The 17,840-nt window shown below is 45.1% G+C and carries 14 protein-coding genes, 1 tRNA gene and 2 rRNA genes; 4 read left to right on the top strand and 13 right to left on the bottom strand.

The annotated features are described in order from the left end of the window. From hutI to FZD51_RS02295, 3 genes are all read right to left on the bottom strand, one after another. Positions 1-1,263: an imidazolonepropionase gene (hutI, locus tag FZD51_RS02285; RefSeq protein WP_148973260.1), complete on the bottom strand. Its 1,263-nt coding sequence runs from the start codon at positions 1,261-1,263 to the stop codon at positions 1-3. Continuing rightward, positions 1,260-2,936, bottom strand: a complete 1,677-nt coding sequence (gene hutU, locus FZD51_RS02290) for a urocanate hydratase (protein ID WP_148973261.1) — start codon at positions 2,934-2,936, stop codon at positions 1,260-1,262. The genes hutI and hutU overlap by 4 nt, the downstream gene beginning before the upstream one ends. 139 nt (positions 2,937-3,075) lie before the next feature. Further along, positions 3,076-4,542 carry a response regulator transcription factor gene (locus FZD51_RS02295; protein ID WP_262380640.1) on the bottom strand — a complete coding sequence of 489 codons (1,467 nt, stop codon included), beginning with the start codon at positions 4,540-4,542 and terminating at the stop codon, positions 3,076-3,078. A gap of 157 nt (positions 4,543-4,699) precedes the next feature. Here FZD51_RS02295 and FZD51_RS02300 point away from each other — a divergent pair, with 157 nt between their 5' ends. Together FZD51_RS02300 and FZD51_RS02305 are read left to right on the top strand one after the other, a co-directional pair. After that, positions 4,700-5,791, top strand: a complete 1,092-nt coding sequence (locus FZD51_RS02300) for an aromatic acid exporter family protein (RefSeq protein ID WP_262380642.1) — start codon at positions 4,700-4,702, stop codon at positions 5,789-5,791. A gap of 73 nt (positions 5,792-5,864) precedes the next feature. Continuing rightward, positions 5,865-5,947 (top strand) — tRNA-Leu (locus FZD51_RS02305). A gap of 97 nt (positions 5,948-6,044) precedes the next feature. On the opposite strand, the gene FZD51_RS02310 is transcribed toward FZD51_RS02305, so the two are convergent. The 4 genes from FZD51_RS02310 to FZD51_RS02325 all read right to left on the bottom strand — a co-directional run bounded on the left by FZD51_RS02310 (position 6,045) and on the right by FZD51_RS02325 (position 9,014). Further along, positions 6,045-6,788, bottom strand: coding sequence for an SGNH/GDSL hydrolase family protein (locus tag FZD51_RS02310; protein WP_148973264.1), 744 nt, complete (start codon positions 6,786-6,788; stop codon positions 6,045-6,047). A 121-nt stretch (positions 6,789-6,909) separates the two neighbouring features. After that, positions 6,910-7,173 carry a DUF2188 domain-containing protein gene (locus FZD51_RS02315; RefSeq protein WP_148973265.1) on the bottom strand — a complete coding sequence of 88 codons (264 nt, stop codon included), beginning with the start codon at positions 7,171-7,173 and terminating at the stop codon, positions 6,910-6,912. Positions 7,174-7,288: 115 nt separating this feature from the next. Then, positions 7,289-7,597, bottom strand: coding sequence for a hypothetical protein (locus FZD51_RS02320; RefSeq protein ID WP_148973266.1), 309 nt, complete (start codon positions 7,595-7,597; stop codon positions 7,289-7,291). 196 nt (positions 7,598-7,793) lie between these two features. Continuing rightward, positions 7,794-9,014 (bottom strand): MFS transporter, encoded by a 1,221-nt coding sequence (locus FZD51_RS02325; RefSeq protein ID WP_148973267.1) that lies wholly within the window; start codon positions 9,012-9,014, stop codon positions 7,794-7,796. A gap of 291 nt (positions 9,015-9,305) precedes the next feature. Between FZD51_RS02325 and FZD51_RS02330 the strand changes: the two genes are divergently transcribed. Then, a complete protein-coding gene (locus tag FZD51_RS02330; RefSeq protein ID WP_148973268.1) occupies positions 9,306-10,520 on the top strand; it encodes a fused response regulator/phosphatase in 1,215 nt (404 codons plus the stop codon). A 166-nt stretch (positions 10,521-10,686) separates the two neighbouring features. Here FZD51_RS02330 and FZD51_RS02335 read toward each other — a convergent pair whose 3' ends face one another. The 4 genes from FZD51_RS02335 to mgtE form a co-directional block, all read right to left on the bottom strand. Further along, positions 10,687-11,478 carry a CheR family methyltransferase gene (locus FZD51_RS02335; protein WP_262380649.1) on the bottom strand — a complete coding sequence of 264 codons (792 nt, stop codon included), beginning with the start codon at positions 11,476-11,478 and terminating at the stop codon, positions 10,687-10,689. Between the two features lie 64 nt (positions 11,479-11,542). Then, positions 11,543-14,344 carry a response regulator gene (locus tag FZD51_RS02340; RefSeq protein WP_148973270.1) on the bottom strand — a complete coding sequence of 934 codons (2,802 nt, stop codon included), beginning with the start codon at positions 14,342-14,344 and terminating at the stop codon, positions 11,543-11,545. Positions 14,345-14,488: 144 nt separating this feature from the next. Next, complete coding sequence (locus FZD51_RS02345) at positions 14,489-14,668, bottom strand: H-type small acid-soluble spore protein (protein ID WP_022544063.1); 180 nt, start codon at positions 14,666-14,668, stop codon at positions 14,489-14,491. Between the two features lie 65 nt (positions 14,669-14,733). Then, positions 14,734-16,080: a magnesium transporter gene (gene mgtE, locus FZD51_RS02350; RefSeq protein WP_420886206.1), complete on the bottom strand. Its 1,347-nt coding sequence runs from the start codon at positions 16,078-16,080 to the stop codon at positions 14,734-14,736. Between the two features lie 148 nt (positions 16,081-16,228). Here mgtE and FZD51_RS02355 point away from each other — a divergent pair, with 148 nt between their 5' ends. Further along, entirely contained in the window at positions 16,229-16,852 is a 624-nt protein-coding gene (locus tag FZD51_RS02355; protein WP_148973272.1) for a LysE family transporter, read from the top strand. Positions 16,853-17,525: 673 nt separating this feature from the next. Here the strand turns inward: FZD51_RS02355 and rrf are convergent. Then, positions 17,526-17,642 (bottom strand): 5S ribosomal RNA (gene rrf / locus FZD51_RS02360). A 68-nt stretch (positions 17,643-17,710) separates the two neighbouring features. Beyond that, positions 17,711-17,840 (bottom strand): 23S ribosomal RNA (locus tag FZD51_RS02365); the annotation flags it as partial.

The following is a 17,840-nucleotide window of genomic DNA, read 5'->3' on the forward strand; positions in this document are numbered from 1 at the left end:
CTAGCCCACCACCCTTATGCCGTTTTTCCAGACGGAATGGACATGATTGACCCCGAACAAATATTGCAGCTCCCGGTAGTCCTTCACATTCCACAGGACAATATCTGCCTGCTTGCCTTCTTCCAATGATCCTATCCGATCTTCTCTCCTGATGGCGCATGCTGCATTATAGGTTGCAGCTGTCAATGCCTCTGCCGGCGTCATCCTCATCAGGATACAGGCAAGATTCATGACGAGGGGCATGGACGTTGTCGGCGATGAACCAGGGTTGCAGTCTGTTGAAATTGCTACAGGCACCCCTCTGTCAATCATCATCCGCCCTTTGGCAGCTTCTTCCCGCAAATAAAGAGCCGTTGCCGGCAGCAGGCAGGCAATGGTACCCGCCTTTGCCATCGCCTCAATGCCAGCTTCCGAGGCCTTCAGCAGATGTTCTGCCGAAACAGCTCCCACCTTGGCAGCCAGCTCTGCGCCACCATAGGACTCAATCTCGTCTGCGTGTATCTTAGGAAGCAGCCCGAACTTTTTCCCGGCCTCAAGAATCCGCTCTGCCTGTTCAGGAGTATAGACTCCCACTTCGCAAAATACATCATTGAACTCTGCGAGCTTTTCAGCAGACACCTCCGGCAGCATCACTTCAATAATATAATCAACGAACTCATCTTCCCTTCCTTTGTATTCCGGCGGCACTGCATGTGCCCCCATGAAGGTCGGGACAATATCAACAGGATGCTGTTCATTCAGTTTTTTCATCGTCCGCAGCTGCTTCAGCTCGGTTTCCAGCTCCATGCCATAGCCGCTTTTTCCTTCTATAGTTGTAACCCCATGAGCAAGGAAGGAATCAAGGCGGATAGCTGTCTGGTCCATCAGCTCCTCCTCCGATGCCTCCCTTGTCATTCTGGCTGTTGCGTGGATTCCGCCGCCGCTGTTCATGATATCCATATAGCTGGCACCTTCAAGGCGCATTTCAAACTCCTGTTCCCGGCTTCCGCCATATGCTGCATGAGTGTGGGGATCGATCAGTCCCGGAGTGACAAGCCGGCCGGAAGCATCAATAATCTCTGCATCCTTCAGGATGGCAGCATATTTTTTTTCGATTTCCCCTGCTGAAGCAGCTGCCAAAATTTTATTGCCCTTGATCAATAAGCTTCCGTTTTCAATCAGGCCGAGCTCTGACATATCACTTTTTGAGCGCGGACCTTTCACGCCTGAGGCAAGAGTCGCAAGCTGAGAGGCATTTTTAATCCATAAAATCCTGCTGCTCATGCCTGGTCACTCCCCTTATCAAGCATTGGCATTCTAATACCTTTTTCTCTCGCAGTTTTCTTTGCCAATTCATATCCAGCATCAGCATGGCGGACAACTCCCATGCCGGGATCAGTAGTGAGCACCCTTTCAAGGCGCATTTCAGCTTCCTTAGTGCCATCTGCAACTATGACTACACCCGAATGCTGGGAGTAGCCCATCCCGACTCCTCCTCCATGGTGAAGGGAGACCCAAGTAGCGCCGCCAACTGCATTGATCAGTGCATTGAGAATCGGCCAATCGGAAACAGCATCAGACCCGTCCAGCATGGATTCGGTTTCACGGTTCGGAGAAGCGACCGAACCGGAATCCAAGTGGTCCCTGCCGATTACTACCGGTGCACTCAGTTCCCCGCTCGCGACCATATCATTAAGAATCTTGCCGAATCTGGCTCTTTCTCCGTAGCCAAGCCAGCATATGCGGGATGGGAGTCCCTGAAACTGGATTTTTTCCTGAGCCATTCTGATCCAATTGCATAAATGCTCATTATCGCTGAACTCTCTCAGGATAGCCCGGTCCGTTTTATAAATATCCTCAGGATCTCCTGAAAGAGCTGCCCACCTGAAAGGCCCTTTTCCTTCACAAAACTGCGGCCTGATATAGGCAGGTACGAATCCTGGGAAAGCAAAAGCATTTTCCACCCCTTCATCTTTTGCCACCTGGCGGATATTATTGCCATAGTCAAAGGTGATGGCGCCCTTATTCATCAATTCAAGCATCGCTCTCACATGAACAGCCATGGATGATTTTGACCTTTTGACATATTCGGCTGGATCCGCAGCCCTCAAATCTTCTGCCTCGCCAAGTTCCATGCCCTCAGGGATATAGCCATTCAGCGGATCATGGGCTGATGTCTGGTCTGTCAATACTTCCGGGATGAAATTCCTTTGCAGCATTTTCGGAAGTATTTCAGCAGCATTGCCTACAAGGCCGATAGAAAGGGCCTTCCCCTCTTTCTTTGCCTGCTCAGCCAGGGAAATGGCATCCTCTAATGAATCCGTTTTCATATCCGTGTAGCCTGTTTCAATCCTGCGGTCAATTCTTGTCTCATCCACCTCTATCCCGATGCAGACACCGCCATTCATTGTGACAGCAAGCGGCTGTGCCCCGCCCATGCCCCCAAGGCCAGCTGTTACAGTAATAGTGCCTTTGAGAGAGCCTCCAAAATGCTGATTGGACAGCTCGGCAAACGTTTCATAAGTTCCCTGAACGATTCCCTGAGAGCCAATGTAAATCCAGCTTCCAGCGGTCATCTGCCCGTACATCATAAGGCCCTTGCGGTCAAGCTCATGAAAGGTTTCCCAATTGGCATATGCCGGCACAAGGTTTGAATTCGCAATCAATACGCGCGGAGCATCAGTATGTGATTTAAAAATGGCGACAGGCTTGCCTGACTGGACAAGAAGTGTTTCGTCATTTTCCAGCTTCTTAAGCGACTCCACTATAGCATCAAAGCTTTCCCAGTTTCTGGCCGCTTTTCCGATTCCCCCGTAGACGACCAGCTTATCAGGCATTTCTGCTACTTCCGGATCCAGATTATTCATCAGCATCCTCAAGGCAGCTTCCTGCTGCCAGCCTTTTGTATTCAGTTGGTTCCCCCGGTATCTTTTCACTCTCTCAGCAGCTGTTTCCATCACTATTCCCTCCTGTTATGGTTTCTTTCATTTTACTTCTGGACAGGAGGAGATTTATTTATAATCTGTTGATATTTTTATAAACGATTGCAGTTTAAAGATACTCAGGTTTACATAATTATGATAAATTTCGGAAATTTCATTTATATTTAGTTTTCCGTCTATAGGAAGCGGGTGTGGTAGAAGCAATGGATTTAAACTTGGATGAAAAATAAGAGGGATGTGAATAGCCGCACATACCCGCAATTTTTTCAATTGGCAGATCTGTCTCAATCAGAAGCCGCTTTGCCTCACGGATCCTGATCTGATGAAGCCTTTCGCGGAAGGTCAGTCCTTTCTCGGCAGCAAACCGCCGGCTCAATGTACTTTTATGTATTCCCAGGGATTCCGCACAATCTGATAAATTCCAGCCCTCTTCCCAGTAATTTGACTCTATTAGTTCCTCGGCTATTTCAACAGCCGGGACAGGATCAATAGCTTTGCGGCTATATTCCTCAAAAAGCCGGGCCGCAAATTTCTCCAGTTCATTGACAATCTCATGGATGGTCGGCAAATGGACAATCTTCTGAAAAACGCGGTGGTAGTTTTCCTCCAATATATCCGACTGCAGCTGATAGGTTTTCATATATCTTCTCGCCTGAGCAAGCACGCTTGTCAGCCGGACCCTCACCAGCTCCGGATCAGGATATGGGGCCTCAAGGGCAAGGAACTCCCTTTCACACCACAACCGAATGGCTTTTACGTCTCTTTTTTCAAGCATTTCTATCCATTCCCTCTGCTCGACCGGTGTCAGGAGAGGGTCCAATTCCTTTGTTAAAGACGGATGATTTTCTGAAATGATAATGTCATAGCCTTCAAAGAAAATCAGTTTGGTCAGCATCCGTACATGCTGGTATGTATCCTTCAGTGATTGTGGTTCCCTGGTTTGATATACGATAACAGCAAGCGGGGCAGCAAAGCTTTTTTTCCAATCCGCCATGAATGAGTGGAACTCTTCCAATGCCTCTCCTCCATATGGATGGGTGCGGACAAATAGGACGAACTCTGACAAAGCGAACACTTTGCCGGCTTTAGCCGCAGTGCGGCTGCTCAATAAGCTGTACAATGACTCAAGCGCTGAGCTGTCAGGCGTCAGGAAAGCAGCCATGGTCAGGCCCCTCTCCTCCTCCCCGTTTGATACAAACAAATCCGGATAGCCGGGTCCCTCTAATTGCGCTTGTCCGGCTTGCCCCTGCTCCGGCGAGTTCCTCAGCTCATACCTGATCTGCTGGACAGCCCTGATCAGTTCTGAAGAAGAAAAGGGCCTGAACAGCACATCCTCGCCCCTGTATTTAAGTGCGCGATATGCTGTTTGAAAAATCCTTTCAGAGGATATCCCCAGCCAGCATAATCTTTTATTCTTCAATTCTTCTGCTTCTTCACCGGAGAATTGGTCCCAGCTGTCCATATTGATAATGACCAGTCCTGATGAAACGTGTTCAATGGCAGCCAGAAAATCACGAATGTTTTTCCAAACCCTGAGATCTATCCCGCTTAAATGGGATTCCAGCACCCAGCGTATCCCCTGAGCCTCCAGATCATCTTTAGGAACTAAGTGAATGAGCATTGAAGCACTCCCTTCTCTGCCTCTCATGACAGCTGCTATGAATGATTGGCAAACTTGCCGGCAATCCGGCTCTACATTATTTTCCCATAGTGCTTGGGTTTTGCGATATAATATATATATCATGAAAATATCCAACACAGTTAAAGAAGGCAAAAAAATGAAAGCTTATCTGTTTAATTTTGCAGGCGGGAGGATTGTTAAAACCGGGATTGCTGTTTTTGTAACAGCCTTTATCTGCCATTTGCTGGATTGGCCTGCAATGTTCGCTGTCATAACAGCCATAGTAACAATAGAGCCAACAGCTGCTGATTCGATAAGGAAGGCATTCATCCGCCTTCCCGCATCTGCCATAGGAGCAGGTTTTGCCGCCTTTTTTGCATTCCTGTTCGGAGACAGCCCATTTTCGTACGCATTCGTTTCCCTTGCAACCATCATTGTCTGCCATCGACTGAGGCTCTATGAGGGTACCGTTGTTGCTGTGCTCACAGGAGCTGCAATGATATCAACTGTTCACGACCACTACGCAGCTTCTTTTTTCATACGTCTGGGCACAACCTGCACAGGCCTGATCGTCTCTTCTTTGGTCAATATCTTCATCATGCCTCCGCAGTATTCTAAGACGATTACACTGGGAATAGACTCAGCATTTGAAAAGGCCTCCTCTATTTTGATGAAGGCGTTCACGCATATATCATCAGATTCCCACAGTGAAAAAGCGGGGCTTCTCGAAAATTTCCACCAACTGTCAAGAGATACGGAGAAAATCGAAAAATTATGCCTGTATCAGAAAGATGAGTGGAGGTTCCACCGTTTTACCCGCAAAGAAATACGGTGCTACAGACTTGAATACAAGAAATTAATCATTCTCCGGCAATTGATTTATCATATTGGCAACCTTGTTTATCTGCCAAAGTCCCGATTTAGCCTGGATCTGAAAACCAATGCTTCGGCCATGCCGGTCATGGAATCACTTTCATTCATTTTCAAGGATAAAGGCTTTATTCCGGATGAGGATTATCAGAATAGAGTAAATGCGCTCACACAATGGTTCAATGAACAGAAAGAAACATTTGCTCCGGCTGATTTGCATCCGCATCAGCATCATCATATCTCACCTGCGGCTGCGGTTTTATATGAGATCCTCTCGCTGCATGATCTTGCCGAAGAGCTGATCCATATCAGGTCACTTGAGGAGCGCAGCAAAGAGCTGCTCCAGCTGGCAAATGATACAAGCAGTGAAGACAGATAATTTTTTTTTAAAAAAATAAAAAAATAGTGTACAAACATAATTATTATGCTATAATAAATTCAGTTGCTAGTAAGCGGTTGTGGCGGAATGGCAGACGCGCTAGATTCAGGTTCTAGTGGGGGCAACCCCGTGGAGGTTCAAGTCCTCTCAGCCGCATAAAAAGATTTACGAAGTAAAGCGATTTGCAAATGCAAATCGCTTTTTTCTATTCTTGCATGACAATAAAAAATAAAGGCCAGCCCACGGGCTGACCTTATCTTTCTGTTACAGAAGTTAAACACCTATTATCCATATTGCCGGACTGCATTAAGGCTGCAAGATGATTGTAAATCTCTGCCCCAAGGATTTTGTATCCCCATTCAGTCAGGTGGATCCCATCGGCCGAAATTAAATCTGCCAGGTCACCCGCCTGTTTTAATGCAGATCTTACATCGATTTTCAATACATTCAGTTCATCCGCAATTTTATTCAGACTCTGATTATATTTTCCATGCCAGTGCTCTATCCCGCCAACTCTGCATATCCACCCGCTGATCTGTGAACTGAACTTTCCTGAAATATTCTCGTAATAGCGGACCGGGTCAAGCGGAGGCAGGGTCAGAAGAATGGGAGTGATCCCGCTGTCCTTTACTTTCTCTATCATATATCTTAGATTATCTGCATACTTGTCCAGCGGAACAGAAGCAATATGTTCGCCTCCCGGATTTTGCGCAACCTCTTCCCATGAAAAATTGCAGTCATTGCCGCCGATGCTGATGATGGCAAAATCAGGTTCCTCATCAGTAACATCGCGTTCAAGCCTTGACAGCAGAAGATTTGAATTATCATTAAAGACTCCTTTGTTCAACACTTCAATATGCAGCCCCGCTTGACCTGCACTATTATTTTTGAATAGCTCCTGGAGGACGGCTGGATAATTCTTTTTTAAGATCCTCAGCCGCCCTTTTAGGTAGGATACTCCGCGGGTTAGACTATCACCAAAGCAAACTATTTTCATGATGGACACCCTTTGCATTTTAAACTTTATTTTAGAATAGCATATTAGCCCGTTTAAAACGAATACGGTGTTCGGGCATTCCACCAAAAAGGCTTCAGCCAGGGGCTGAAGCCTTAAATCCTTATTGGCGGTAATTCTCCTGGTCCTCTATTCTTCCTTCATCATTATGGATAATGGCCATTGTACCCGCTTCCTTCGCCATTTCCTTTGCCTTGTCCACGGCTTCGGACTTGGAGCCTGTTGTTAATTCCGGCTCATCTTCGCCTTCCTTTTTTACAGCCCAGCCTTCTTCATCATTTGGCACAACGTGAAAATTTGCTTCTTCTGTCCCTGCGCGGTCCTGGAAATACTGATTGCGGTCATCGCTGTTTTTATTATCTGCCATATGATCAGCCTCTTTCCTTTAAATTTTTTATCCACTACACTATTACCCTTTCATTTTTGAAAAAAACACAGCCGCCACTATTCCGTCAAAAGAAAAAAGCCAATCAAAAGACTGGCTATTTCTTTTCAACACGGACCAATCCGTCCCTCATATTGTCTTTCTCAAAATAACAGACTACTGTATCCTCTTTTTTTATGATGATATTCTGGTCCAGGTCATCCAGTGTAAAAGAAATCCCCAGTCCATCAGCAGACTTCCCGTAGTATGTCCCTTCTTCAACCTTGGTAATTTTATATTCAAAAGAAACATAGTCTTTTTTCTCTTCTACATTGGCATTTGTCTTTTTTGCATCGAAATCGAATGAGGAAATCAATACAAATAAAACAGCAGACAGCATTGATAAAAGAATTAATCTTTTAGCCATATATATCCCCCCATGGACATAGTTTAAGCATCAGAAAGTTTCAGATTGACGCATACTGTTTTTCTTTTCCCTGATTTTCTGCCAGCAAAACCATGATGATGAATTTTGAAGTTATTATCATACTGCTGTTCCTGCCTGAAGGATAGTGTCAAAAGACATAGCAGTGCCTATTTATATAACAAAAAAACTGGGCCTGCTATTGCAGTGCTCCAGCTTTTCCATTTTTACCTGTATCCTCTTTTTTAAGAAAAATAAGATACATGATCATTGATAGCAATACTGATATTGCAGCTGTTAAATAAATGCTGCCATAGCCAAACCAGTGGCTGATCTGCCCGAATGCCATTGCCCCTATCCCTACACCAAGATCAAAGAAAGAAAAAAAGGTTGCGTTGGCCATTCCCCTTCTATTCTTTGGTGCCTGTTCAATCGACCATGCCTGCAGAGCAGGCTGCACACTTCCAAATCCGAGACCATAGAGCACTGCAGCGAGATATAAGATGCCGGTGCCCGGCAGCCATGAGAGCAGGACCATAGCGATTAATATCAGAAAAGCGCCTGGTATAAATATAGCTTTATGTCCCTTTAAATCATAAACCTTCCCGGCAAAGGTCCTTGTCAGCATAATGGAAAGAGCATAAATCAGAAAATACCACTGAATTCCGCCGATGCCCTTTTGAGCTGTATAGAGCGGGAGGAAGGAAGCAATGCCCCCAAAAGTGACAGTAATAAAAAACAGCAGGACAGATGGCTTTAAGGCGCTTTTCTCATAAAAGTCCCATTTTACCGGAGCGGCAGCGGCCTGGCTTTTTTCTACTTTTTTATAGCGTATCCGTGATGAAAGCAAAAGAGCGGCCCCGCCAAGTGCTGCACAAATTAAAAACAGCTGTTTGAATGTCAGTATTCCTGCAAGGGTGAGTCCCAGCGAAGGTCCAAGAGCAAGGGCGATATTGCCTGAAAGGCCATAATAGCCCATACCCTCCCCCCTTCTTTTAGGCGGGATCAGGTCACTTGCAATTGTCCCGGAAGCAGTAGTGGAAAATCCCCAGCCCACGCCCTGGATAACCCGCAATAAAAATAAAAATATGATTCCCGGTACGAACCCGAATGCTCCCACTGCAAGAATAAAAATAAAAAGGCCGAGCAAGTAAACCCAGCGCCTCCCTTTTGTTTCAAGAGCATGGCCGGCATACGGTCTGAGAAGCAGGGCAGAAAATGTGAAAATACCGACCACGAATCCAATCAGCTGGTCGTTGCCTCCAAGCTCTTCGACAAATAAAGGGATGGTAGGCAATGTCATCTGAAAGCCTAAAAACACAAAAAAATTGGCAATGCAGATCAGGACAAAATCCCTTGTCCAAATTTTATCTGCACCTGAATCCTGCTGGAGATCCACTTTTCTGTTTTCTTTATCCATAAATGGTTCTCCTTCCTATGTAAAAATCATCCTTTATTTTACAGCAACCATGAGCAGCTGCCTAATGAACGGCCTTTCTATTATATATTTTGTGCAGCAGCATGAAACTTTAACTAAAATTCCGGGAAAATATGTTTACCAGCTGGAGAGGACGGGTATATAATGCGGAACGGTTTCCTGAACCGCTGTCATACATAATACTTTTACAGGTAATTATTTCCCCGGCCTGTCTGAATTAAAACTGTTTTATGAGGAGCTGAATATGCTCCTTTCCTAAAGGAGATAGTGAGAATGTCAATTTTAATAGTGGATGACAACCAGGTGAATTTGTTTGTAGTTGAAAAAATTCTCAGGAATGCCGGCTATGAAGACTACCGGTCATTTACTTCGGCTAAAGACCTGTTCAAGCACTTGGAAAACGCGGGACCCTCTTTTGCCCAAAACACCGCGGATGTCATCCTGATGGATATTATGATGCCTGAAATGGACGGGATCGAAGCATGCAGGCGCCTCCAGGAGAATCCGCTGTACCGTGACATCCCTGTCATATTTGTCACCGCACTTGAGGATTCCCAAAAGGTAGCAGAGGCACTGGATGTAGGCGGCATTGACTACATAACAAAACCTATCAATAAAGTGGAGCTTGCAGCCAGATTAAGAGTAGCTTTAAGGCTAAAGGAAGAAAAAGATTGGCATAAAGAGCACGAAAAGAAAATAAGGGATGAATTGGATCTTGCTCAGCAGGTCCAGCATAATCTTTTGAGCGAAATGGTTCAGGAGGATCACATACATATTAATGCTTCCTATATTCCGGCTTTTAAACTGGCAGGCGACATGTATTATTGGCACAAGATTGATGAGAACAGGTATGCCGCCATTGTTTTGGATATGATGGGGCATGGCATTTCAGCCTCCCTTGTCTGCATGTTCATCTCTTCTGTCCTTAGGGACGTTATCAGGAATTTCAGCGAGCCTGAAAGGGTAATCAAAGAACTGAACAAATGGATGGTTATGCTTGAGAAAAAAAAGAGCGGACTTCACTACTATTTTACAGCTGTATACCTGGTGATCGATACAAAGAAAAAAACAGTGGAATTCGTTAATGCCGGGCATCCGCCATGCTTTGCCCTTGTGGATGGGCGGGAGACAGTCCCAATGAAAAAAGGCAGCTGCGCCATCGGCTTCTGGGAAAACATAAAAGTCGAAAAATCAATCATCGAATACGAAAAGAGCATTCAAATCCTTTTATATACCGACGGGGTGATGGAAGCCATTGAACGAAAATTTGAGGATGGCATTCCATTGCTGGCAGAGGCTGCGGGAAGGAAATGGGACAAAGAAACAATTGATGCGCCCATTAATCTTGTCATCCCAAAAGAGCTTCAAGCATGCCAGCCGGATGATATGTGTGTCGTCATGATCCAGGCCATGGCGGAAAGCGAGCAGGTGCTGAAGCATCCGGCCGTTGAAGCCGCAGAGAAATATACTGCAGCCGGGCTTGCTTAGGATGCAGACTGGCCAGCAGGGCTGCATCCAATAGATTATCCTGGTTTGCAGCCGGATGTCCTGGCCTGTCCCAAAGCTATGTAAAATATCAAACGGAAGGGCGGAACCATCATTGGTTCCGCCCTTCTTATTCTGGATTTCTGCCCAAACGATTCAGGCAATCCCCTTACTTTTTCGTATATAATCTCTCTTTGCCATCAAACTCCGCATAATTTTCCTTTGAACGTCCGATTCTCAGCGTTTCTTTGTTTCCAAGTCCCAGGAACCCGCCATCAGAAAGGCTCTCATGAAATAGATCAAGGACATCCTGCTGCAGATGAGGTGTAAAATAAATCATCACATTTCTGCAGATGATGACATGAAATTCATTGAAAGAGCCGTCAGTCACCAGGTTATGCTGGGCAAATATCACATTTTTTACAAGCTCCCGGTGAAAATAGGCATTGAATTCGTCAGTAGAATAATATTCTGAAAAAGCCCTCTTACCTCCCGCCTGGATGTAATTCTTAGTATAAGTCTGCATCCTGGCAAGGGAAAAAGTCCCGCTCTCTGCCTGCTTTAAAACATTTTCGTTTATATCGGTCGCATAAATCCTGGTTTTGCCGGCAAGTCCCTCTTCTTCCATTAATATTGCCATAGAATATGCTTCTTCCCCTGTAGCACAGCCTGCATGCCATATCCGGATTTCCGGGAGACCCCTGAGATGGGGTACAACCTTTTCACGAAAAGCTCTAAAGAAGGACGGGTCCCGGAACATTTCTGTCACACTGATGGATAAATCATCCAATATTCTATTAATGAAGCCTGGATAGTGCAGGACTTTCTCAGTGAGCCTGCTGATTGTCGGAATCTGCTCCAGCCTCATTCTATGCTGTATCCTTCTTTCCACAGAGGAGCGCATATATTGGCGGTAATCATAGCCGGAAATCAGGTAGACTGCCTCAAGGAGCAGATCCATCTCAATTTTTTCCCGTTCATCCGCCTTAAGCACATCCTTTTTCACGCATATGCCCCTTTCCAATTTACTTTGAAGCTTTTGTCAGCCACACCCGCATGACGGACAGGAGCTGATCAAGCTTCAGGGGCTTGCTGATATAATCGGATGCACCTGCATCCAGACATTTCTGCTTGTCCCCTTTCATCGCTTTCGCAGTCAATGCAATGATCGGCATTTGTTCAAGACCATCCAGGGATCTCAGCCGCTGCATTGTTTCATAGCCATCCATAACAGGCATCATGATGTCCATCAGAATAATGTCAATATCCCTTCTCTGCCCGACCATTTCCAGGCATTCCTGCCCGTTCTGCACTGTGGTAACTTCCATGCCCTCGGCTTTAAGCGCTTTTTCAAGCGCATAGATATTGCGGTTGTCATCATCACATATTAGCACAGATTTATTCTTAAAGATATGGCGGATTTCCTTTGAAATTCCCGCAGGAACTTCCGGCTCCTCCGCACCCGTGTCTGTGATTGTTTCTTCTGCGGCAGCCGAAGCGGCTATTTCGAGCTGTGCTGCTGCAGTATGCTGTTCTTCCTCAAAGCCGTTAGGAAGGCTTGGTATATACAGTGTAAAGGTACTTCCCTCACCTTCCTCGCTATCCACGAATATCCAGCCTCCCAATAGCTTTGCAAATTCCCTGCATATGGAAAGGCCAAGCCCTGTGCCTCCGTATTTCCTGACAGATGCACCATCTCCCTGCTGAAATGCTTCAAAGATGATCGACTGCTTGCTTTCAGGAATGCCTATTCCTGTATCGGACACTTTTATCTCTGTCCAAAAATCGGTTTGTGATTTTAAAGGCAGATTTTTTGTCTTTTCAGGATCAGCAAGATTTACTTCGATCGAAACAGAGCCCTTCTCTGTGAATTTAAAGCTGTTAGAAAGCAGGTTCTTGATAATCTGCTGGAATCTTTGCTGATCTGTATACATGATTCCAGGAAGGTCTTCAGCAATTGAAATATTAAAGTCCAGATTCTTCTTTTGTGCAAGATGGCTGAAATTGTATTCCAGATAGGAAGGCAATTCGCTTAAATTCATCTCCTCAAAGAGCATATCCAGCTTTCCGGCCTCTATCTTAGATAAGTCCAGGATGTCATTAATGAGAGAAAGCAAGTCTTTTCCTGATGAGTGGATTACTTTAGCTACTTCCTTTTGCTCCTCAGGTATTTCTTCACCCTGCCCCTCTGACAGCATTTCTGATAACAGCAGGATGCTGTTCAGCGGGGTTCTGAGCTCGTGCGACATATTGGCCAGGAATTCAGATTTATATTTTGAGCTTAATAACAGCTGTTCTGCTTTTTCTTCAATGTCCTTATTGGCCTGCTGCAGATCCCGGGATTTTTTTTCTGCATCCCTTGTTCTTTCTTCAAGCTGTTCATTGATCATCCTGAGCTCTTCCGATTGGGACTGGAGCTCTTCGGACTGGACCTGAAGTTCCTCAGATTGAGTCTGGAGCTCTTCTGACTGGACTTGCAGCTCTTCTGTCATCATCTGGGATTCTTTTAACAATCGCTCGATTTCCATTCTTCCGAGCACACTGTTGACTGTAATACCGAGCGTATCCAGCAGCTGTGTCAGAAGCTTCTCCTCAAGAGCTTTGAACTCCCTGATGGAAGCAAACTCTACGACTGCAGTGACATTCCCTTCAAATAGGACCGGGGCAATCAGTATGCTTTTAGGCTTCACTTCCCCAAGCCCGGAACTGACAAGAGAGTAGTCGTCGGGAATCTCCTTCAGCACCCTGGTCCGCTTATCCAAGGCTGCCTGGCCGATGAGTCCTTCGCCAAGGTAGAATTCCTCCCTGCCAGCATCTTTTCCATCTCCCGCATAGCTTGCCTGCTTAAGGAACTTCATGTCCCTGCCTTCGCCATTGCGCAAATAGAACGCACCGGCAGAAGCATCCAGAATAACAGCTGCTTCTGCAATAAACTTTTCTCCCAGCGTCTTGATATCCGTTATATCCTGGTACATCGTAGCGATGTCTGCAATATTTGTCTGCAGCCAATTTTGTTCAGATATATGTTTCGTATAGTCTTTTTCTTTTAAACTATAGTCTTCAAGCGATGCAGCCATCTCATTGAAAGCGAGCCCGATTTCGCCTATTTCATCCTTTGTATTAATTTCTACCCTGGGAAGGGAAGAAAGATCGGCATAATTTACCCCGGATATGACACTGATTATCTTTTTCAAGCTCATGGATGTGCTTCTGATCACCCAGAAAGCCGCTGCCACGACAGCAGCAAGACAAAGGATGGACCCTGCTATAATACTGATTATCATTTGATCATATGTATCACGCGACTGCTCCACAGAAGCACCCATCAGGCTTTCCTGAAAAGCACTGAAGTCAGATAAGTCTTCACTAAGGCTGTCCCTCTGCTCCTGACGGCTTTCCATAAGCCTCCGCAAATCTGCTGCAGGTACGTCACCATCCAGCGCCCTAATCAGATCTTCTTCTGTGTTGATCAAGGAGGAGTATTCAATCTGAATCTGCATCAGCAGATCCCGCGCCTCTTCGCGATTGAGGCGGTCCTCAAGAAATGCAATGCCCTGCAGAATTGCGTTTCTGTTTTCCTCAATTCTCTCTTTGCTTTCCGCATCGGCAGCTTTTTCACTGTTAATCAGCTGCAGAATCACCTGATCAGACTGGGTAAATCCCTGCCTGATTTCACCAGCTGTTTTAACTTTTTCATATCTGTCCTCAGTGATTTCCCTAAGATTGCTTCGCATCCCATTCATAAAGTAAACTGTCAAGAATAGGATGGCTGCCACAAACAGCATAATGATCCCGAAACCCAGGAACTGTTTCTTTCTAAAACTCATAATTTCCCCCCTAAATCAGCACTGAATGCCTATAAATAGAAAAGCGGACAGAATCCGACCTCTTTTTATACCCTCTCTTTTATGTTTCAAACATCTTTTGAAGAAAAAAATAAAAAAACCGCTCACTTCTGAGCGGCGTCAATCTTACTTTTCCAGTAATTCTCCAATTTCTACAGTCGACCTTTCTTCAAGCGGACCTCTCAAATGGACAGTTGCAGTCCGGCCATCTTCATTGAGGCTGTCAATCCATACTGATGCGCCATTATAAGTGACTTCAATGTCTGCAGATGAAGAAAGGATCTGTTTCACACGGTTTGCGTTCAAAGCCAATCCCTCCAAAAAAGTTTTGTCGGTTTAGCATTTCGCAGCTGGAAGAGATTTATTCCTGTTCACATCAGCTTTGATAAAAAGGCAGTTGCAATGCCGAAATAAACGAATAGCGAGATAATATCATTCAAGGTTGTAATCAAAGGCCCGGAAGCCACTGCCGGATCAATATTCAGTTTATAGAGGACAAGCGGCACTATTGTTCCAGCTAGAGTTCCTATGATCAAGGTGATAATAAGAGAGCCTCCAACCACCAGGCCCAAAAATACATTGCCCTGCCAGATATATGCGATCACAGATATCAGAATGCCGCAAGTAACCCCAATAATAAGCCCGACAGCAAGCTCCCTGAGAATCAGCTTTGCTGCAAGCTCCCGATCGACTTCTCTGCTGATCAGCCCCCTTACAACTACAGCGAGAGATTGTGTTCCTGTATTCCCTGTCATTCCTGCTATCATCGGCATAAAGAAAGCCAATGCAACCACCTTGGAAATCGTCTCTTCAAAGCTGCTGATGATCGATCCCGAAACAAGTCCGATAAATAGCAGCAGAATCAGCCATGGCAGCCTACGGTAGGCAGCCACAAAAGCTTTAGTGTCAAAATCAATCGATTTCCCGGAAGCTGAGAGCTTTTCAATATCCTCTGTAGCTTCCCTGATCACCACATCAATGATATCATCCACCGTAATGATGCCTACAAGCCGATCATTTTCTTCTACTACAGGCAGTGCCAGGAAATCATAGCGTTCAATCAGCATCGCTGCTTCTTCCTGGTCCGTTTCCGCAAGAACAGAAATCACCCTGCTGAACATAATATCCCTAATCTGTTCATGAGGCTCTGCTAGAATCAAATCCCTGTAAGAAACAACTCCTGTCAAACGTTTGTCTTCATCTATCACATATAAATAATTGATTGTTTCCGAAAATACAGCAAATGATTTCATTTTTGCAACCGTTTCACTGACTGTATAGCTTTCCGGAATCCACACAAACCGGTTCGTCATGATCCTGCCTGCTGTTTCAGGCGGGTAATTCATAATGCTCTGGACAATCTGGGATTCCTCCTGCTTCATACCAGCCAGGAGCTCCTCTATCCTTTCAGGTGAAAGGCCTTCTAAAAGCAATGCCAAATCGTCATTATCCATCAGATCCATGACCTGGCCCGATTTTTCCACACCAAGCTTTACTAAAACTCCATACTGTTCGTCCCTTTCAAGCTCTTCAAGCAGATCTGCAATCTGTTCGGGATCCAGCAGAAGGATGAATCTCGACCGATGCTTCTCCGGAAGCTCCTCATACAGCCTGGCAATATCATAAGGCTGCAATTCGGCAATCATTCCCTGGAATTGCTGTTTATCCGCATCTTTTAAATGTTTGATCAATTTTACTAAATATTGTTCATCAATCATCATTTATCAACCCCTTTGGCTTCGCTTCTACTATTCCCCATTTCTGTCTTCGCAAAGCCAGCCGCAGTTTTAATCCAATTTTCTGTCGTACAAACCTATTATGCTGAATAGAATTGTACAAGCAGCAAATGAAAAGGAGTTGTTTTTTTTGAGCGTATTTTTAAGCTATATCTTTCTAGGGCTATCCCTGGCAGCTCCTATTGGCCCTATAAATGCAGCTCAGCTGGACAAGGGTATTAAAAACGGCTTTTTCCATGCCTGGCTAGTCGGATTGGGAGCAATGATAGCAGATGGAGTATATATGGTTGCCGTCTACATGGGGGTCGTGAATTTTCTTGAGATTCCTTTCGTAAAATCATTTTTATGGCTTTTTGGTTTTTTTGTGCTTGTTTATACAGGAGTTGAAAGCCTTTTAACAGCAGGAAAGATAGTATCAAACGACCGCCTTAAAGACGAATCGGCAGCAAAGTCTTTTATTTCCGGCTTCCTTATGTCCATTTCCAATCCCCTGACCATTCTTTTCTGGCTTGGCATATATGGTTCTGTATTGGCTAAAACAGCCGCAGAATATGATAAAAGCCAAATATTGATATACAGCTGTGCAATCTTCATAGGGCTGCTGTTATGGGATTTGACAATGGCAGCGGTAGCAAGCAGCTTCAGAAGATTTATGACCAGCAGGATACTCACGCTCATTTCTATCTTATCCGGACTCTCCCTTATCGGGTTCGGGCTTTATTTCGGGTATGAGGCATATAAGCTGTTTTTCTAACAATAATAGAAAATCGGGAAAGTGGAGTCTCATTGGAAGCAGAAAAATCTGTCGTGATTACCGGGGAGAGCAGAGATAGCGTTCATTTTATCGTAAAGCATAGAAGATTTGGCGGATGGTTTGGTGTAAGTGATTCTGTTTGCGGCTGTGCAGGGGATTCTGCTGGTTTTAGTTGGATTTAAGGCAAATGGTAGATTAAATGGGGAAGTCGGTAAATTAATCTCTCAATCGGTAGAATAAATCGCAATTTCGGTAGATTATCGGGCTAATTGATGAAATTCACGGTTTATGCCGCTGCTCTCCCCTTTATTCGAATTGAAAACCAGCTCTATCGCCCGCCCGACACGCTTTTTTGAGCATTGTTTAAGAAATTAGCAGCTGGTTTTAGTTGAATTTAAGGCAAATGGTAGATTAATTGGGGAAGTCGGTAAATTAATCTTTCAATCGGTAGAATAAATCGCAATTTCGGTAGATTATCGGGCCAATTGATGAAATTCTCAATCAAAGCAGCAAACAAAGCAGCAAAACTCCCCATTATAATAATTAAAAACCCAGCTGATTCGCCCGCCCGCACGCAAATTTTAACCAAGAGCAATTCTGTTTATATTAACTTCTCCTTTTACACTAAAAAACGGCAAAAAAAAGAACAGTCACGCAGACTGTTCTTCGTTTTGCCCGGCAGCGTCCTACTCTCACAGGGGGAGAGCCCCCAACTACCATCGGCGCTGAGAAGCTTAACTTCCGTGTTCGGTATGGGAACGGGTGTGACCTTCTCGCTATCGCCACCAGACTATTTAGATGAGGTTTTGTTCCCTCAAAACTAGATAATGCAGAAGAAGAATTACTAAGCAATCAATTGTGGTTAAGTCCTCGATCTATTAGTATCTGTCAGCTCCACGTGTCACCACGCTTCCACCTCAGACCTATCAACCTGATCATCTTTCAGGGATCTTACTAGCTTGACGCTATGGGAAATCTCATCTCGAGG

It is taken from the genome of Bacillus infantis (assembly GCF_008180445.1).
In the GTDB taxonomy this organism is placed as follows: Bacteria; Bacillota; Bacilli; order Bacillales; family Cytobacillaceae; genus Bacillus_AB; species Bacillus_AB infantis_B.

Coding starts and splice junctions, on each gene's coding strand:
- FZD51_RS02320 (WP_148973266.1), bottom strand. CDS start 7,597: ATGGCTAAAAGATTAATTCTTTTATCAATGCTGTCTGCTGTTTTATTT.
- FZD51_RS02300 (WP_262380642.1), top strand. CDS start 4,700: ATGAAAGCTTATCTGTTTAATTTTGCAGGCGGGAGGATTGTTAAAACC.
- FZD51_RS02335 (WP_262380649.1), bottom strand. CDS start 11,478: ATGGATCTGCTCCTTGAGGCAGTCTACCTGATTTCCGGCTATGATTAC.
- FZD51_RS02330 (WP_148973268.1), top strand. CDS start 9,306: ATGTCAATTTTAATAGTGGATGACAACCAGGTGAATTTGTTTGTAGTT.
- FZD51_RS02295 (WP_262380640.1), bottom strand. CDS start 4,542: ATGCTCATTCACTTAGTTCCTAAAGATGATCTGGAGGCTCAGGGGATA.
- FZD51_RS02340 (WP_148973270.1), bottom strand. CDS start 14,344: ATGAGTTTTAGAAAGAAACAGTTCCTGGGTTTCGGGATCATTATGCTG.
- hutI (WP_148973260.1), bottom strand. CDS start 1,263: ATGAGCAGCAGGATTTTATGGATTAAAAATGCCTCTCAGCTTGCGACT.
- FZD51_RS02315 (WP_148973265.1), bottom strand. CDS start 7,173: ATGGCAGATAATAAAAACAGCGATGACCGCAATCAGTATTTCCAGGAC.
- hutU (WP_148973261.1), bottom strand. CDS start 2,936: ATGGAAACAGCTGCTGAGAGAGTGAAAAGATACCGGGGGAACCAACTG.
- FZD51_RS02310 (WP_148973264.1), bottom strand. CDS start 6,788: ATGAAAATAGTTTGCTTTGGTGATAGTCTAACCCGCGGAGTATCCTAC.
- mgtE (WP_420886206.1), bottom strand. CDS start 16,080: ATGATTGATGAACAATATTTAGTAAAATTGATCAAACATTTAAAAGAT.
- FZD51_RS02325 (WP_148973267.1), bottom strand. CDS start 9,014: ATGGATAAAGAAAACAGAAAAGTGGATCTCCAGCAGGATTCAGGTGCA.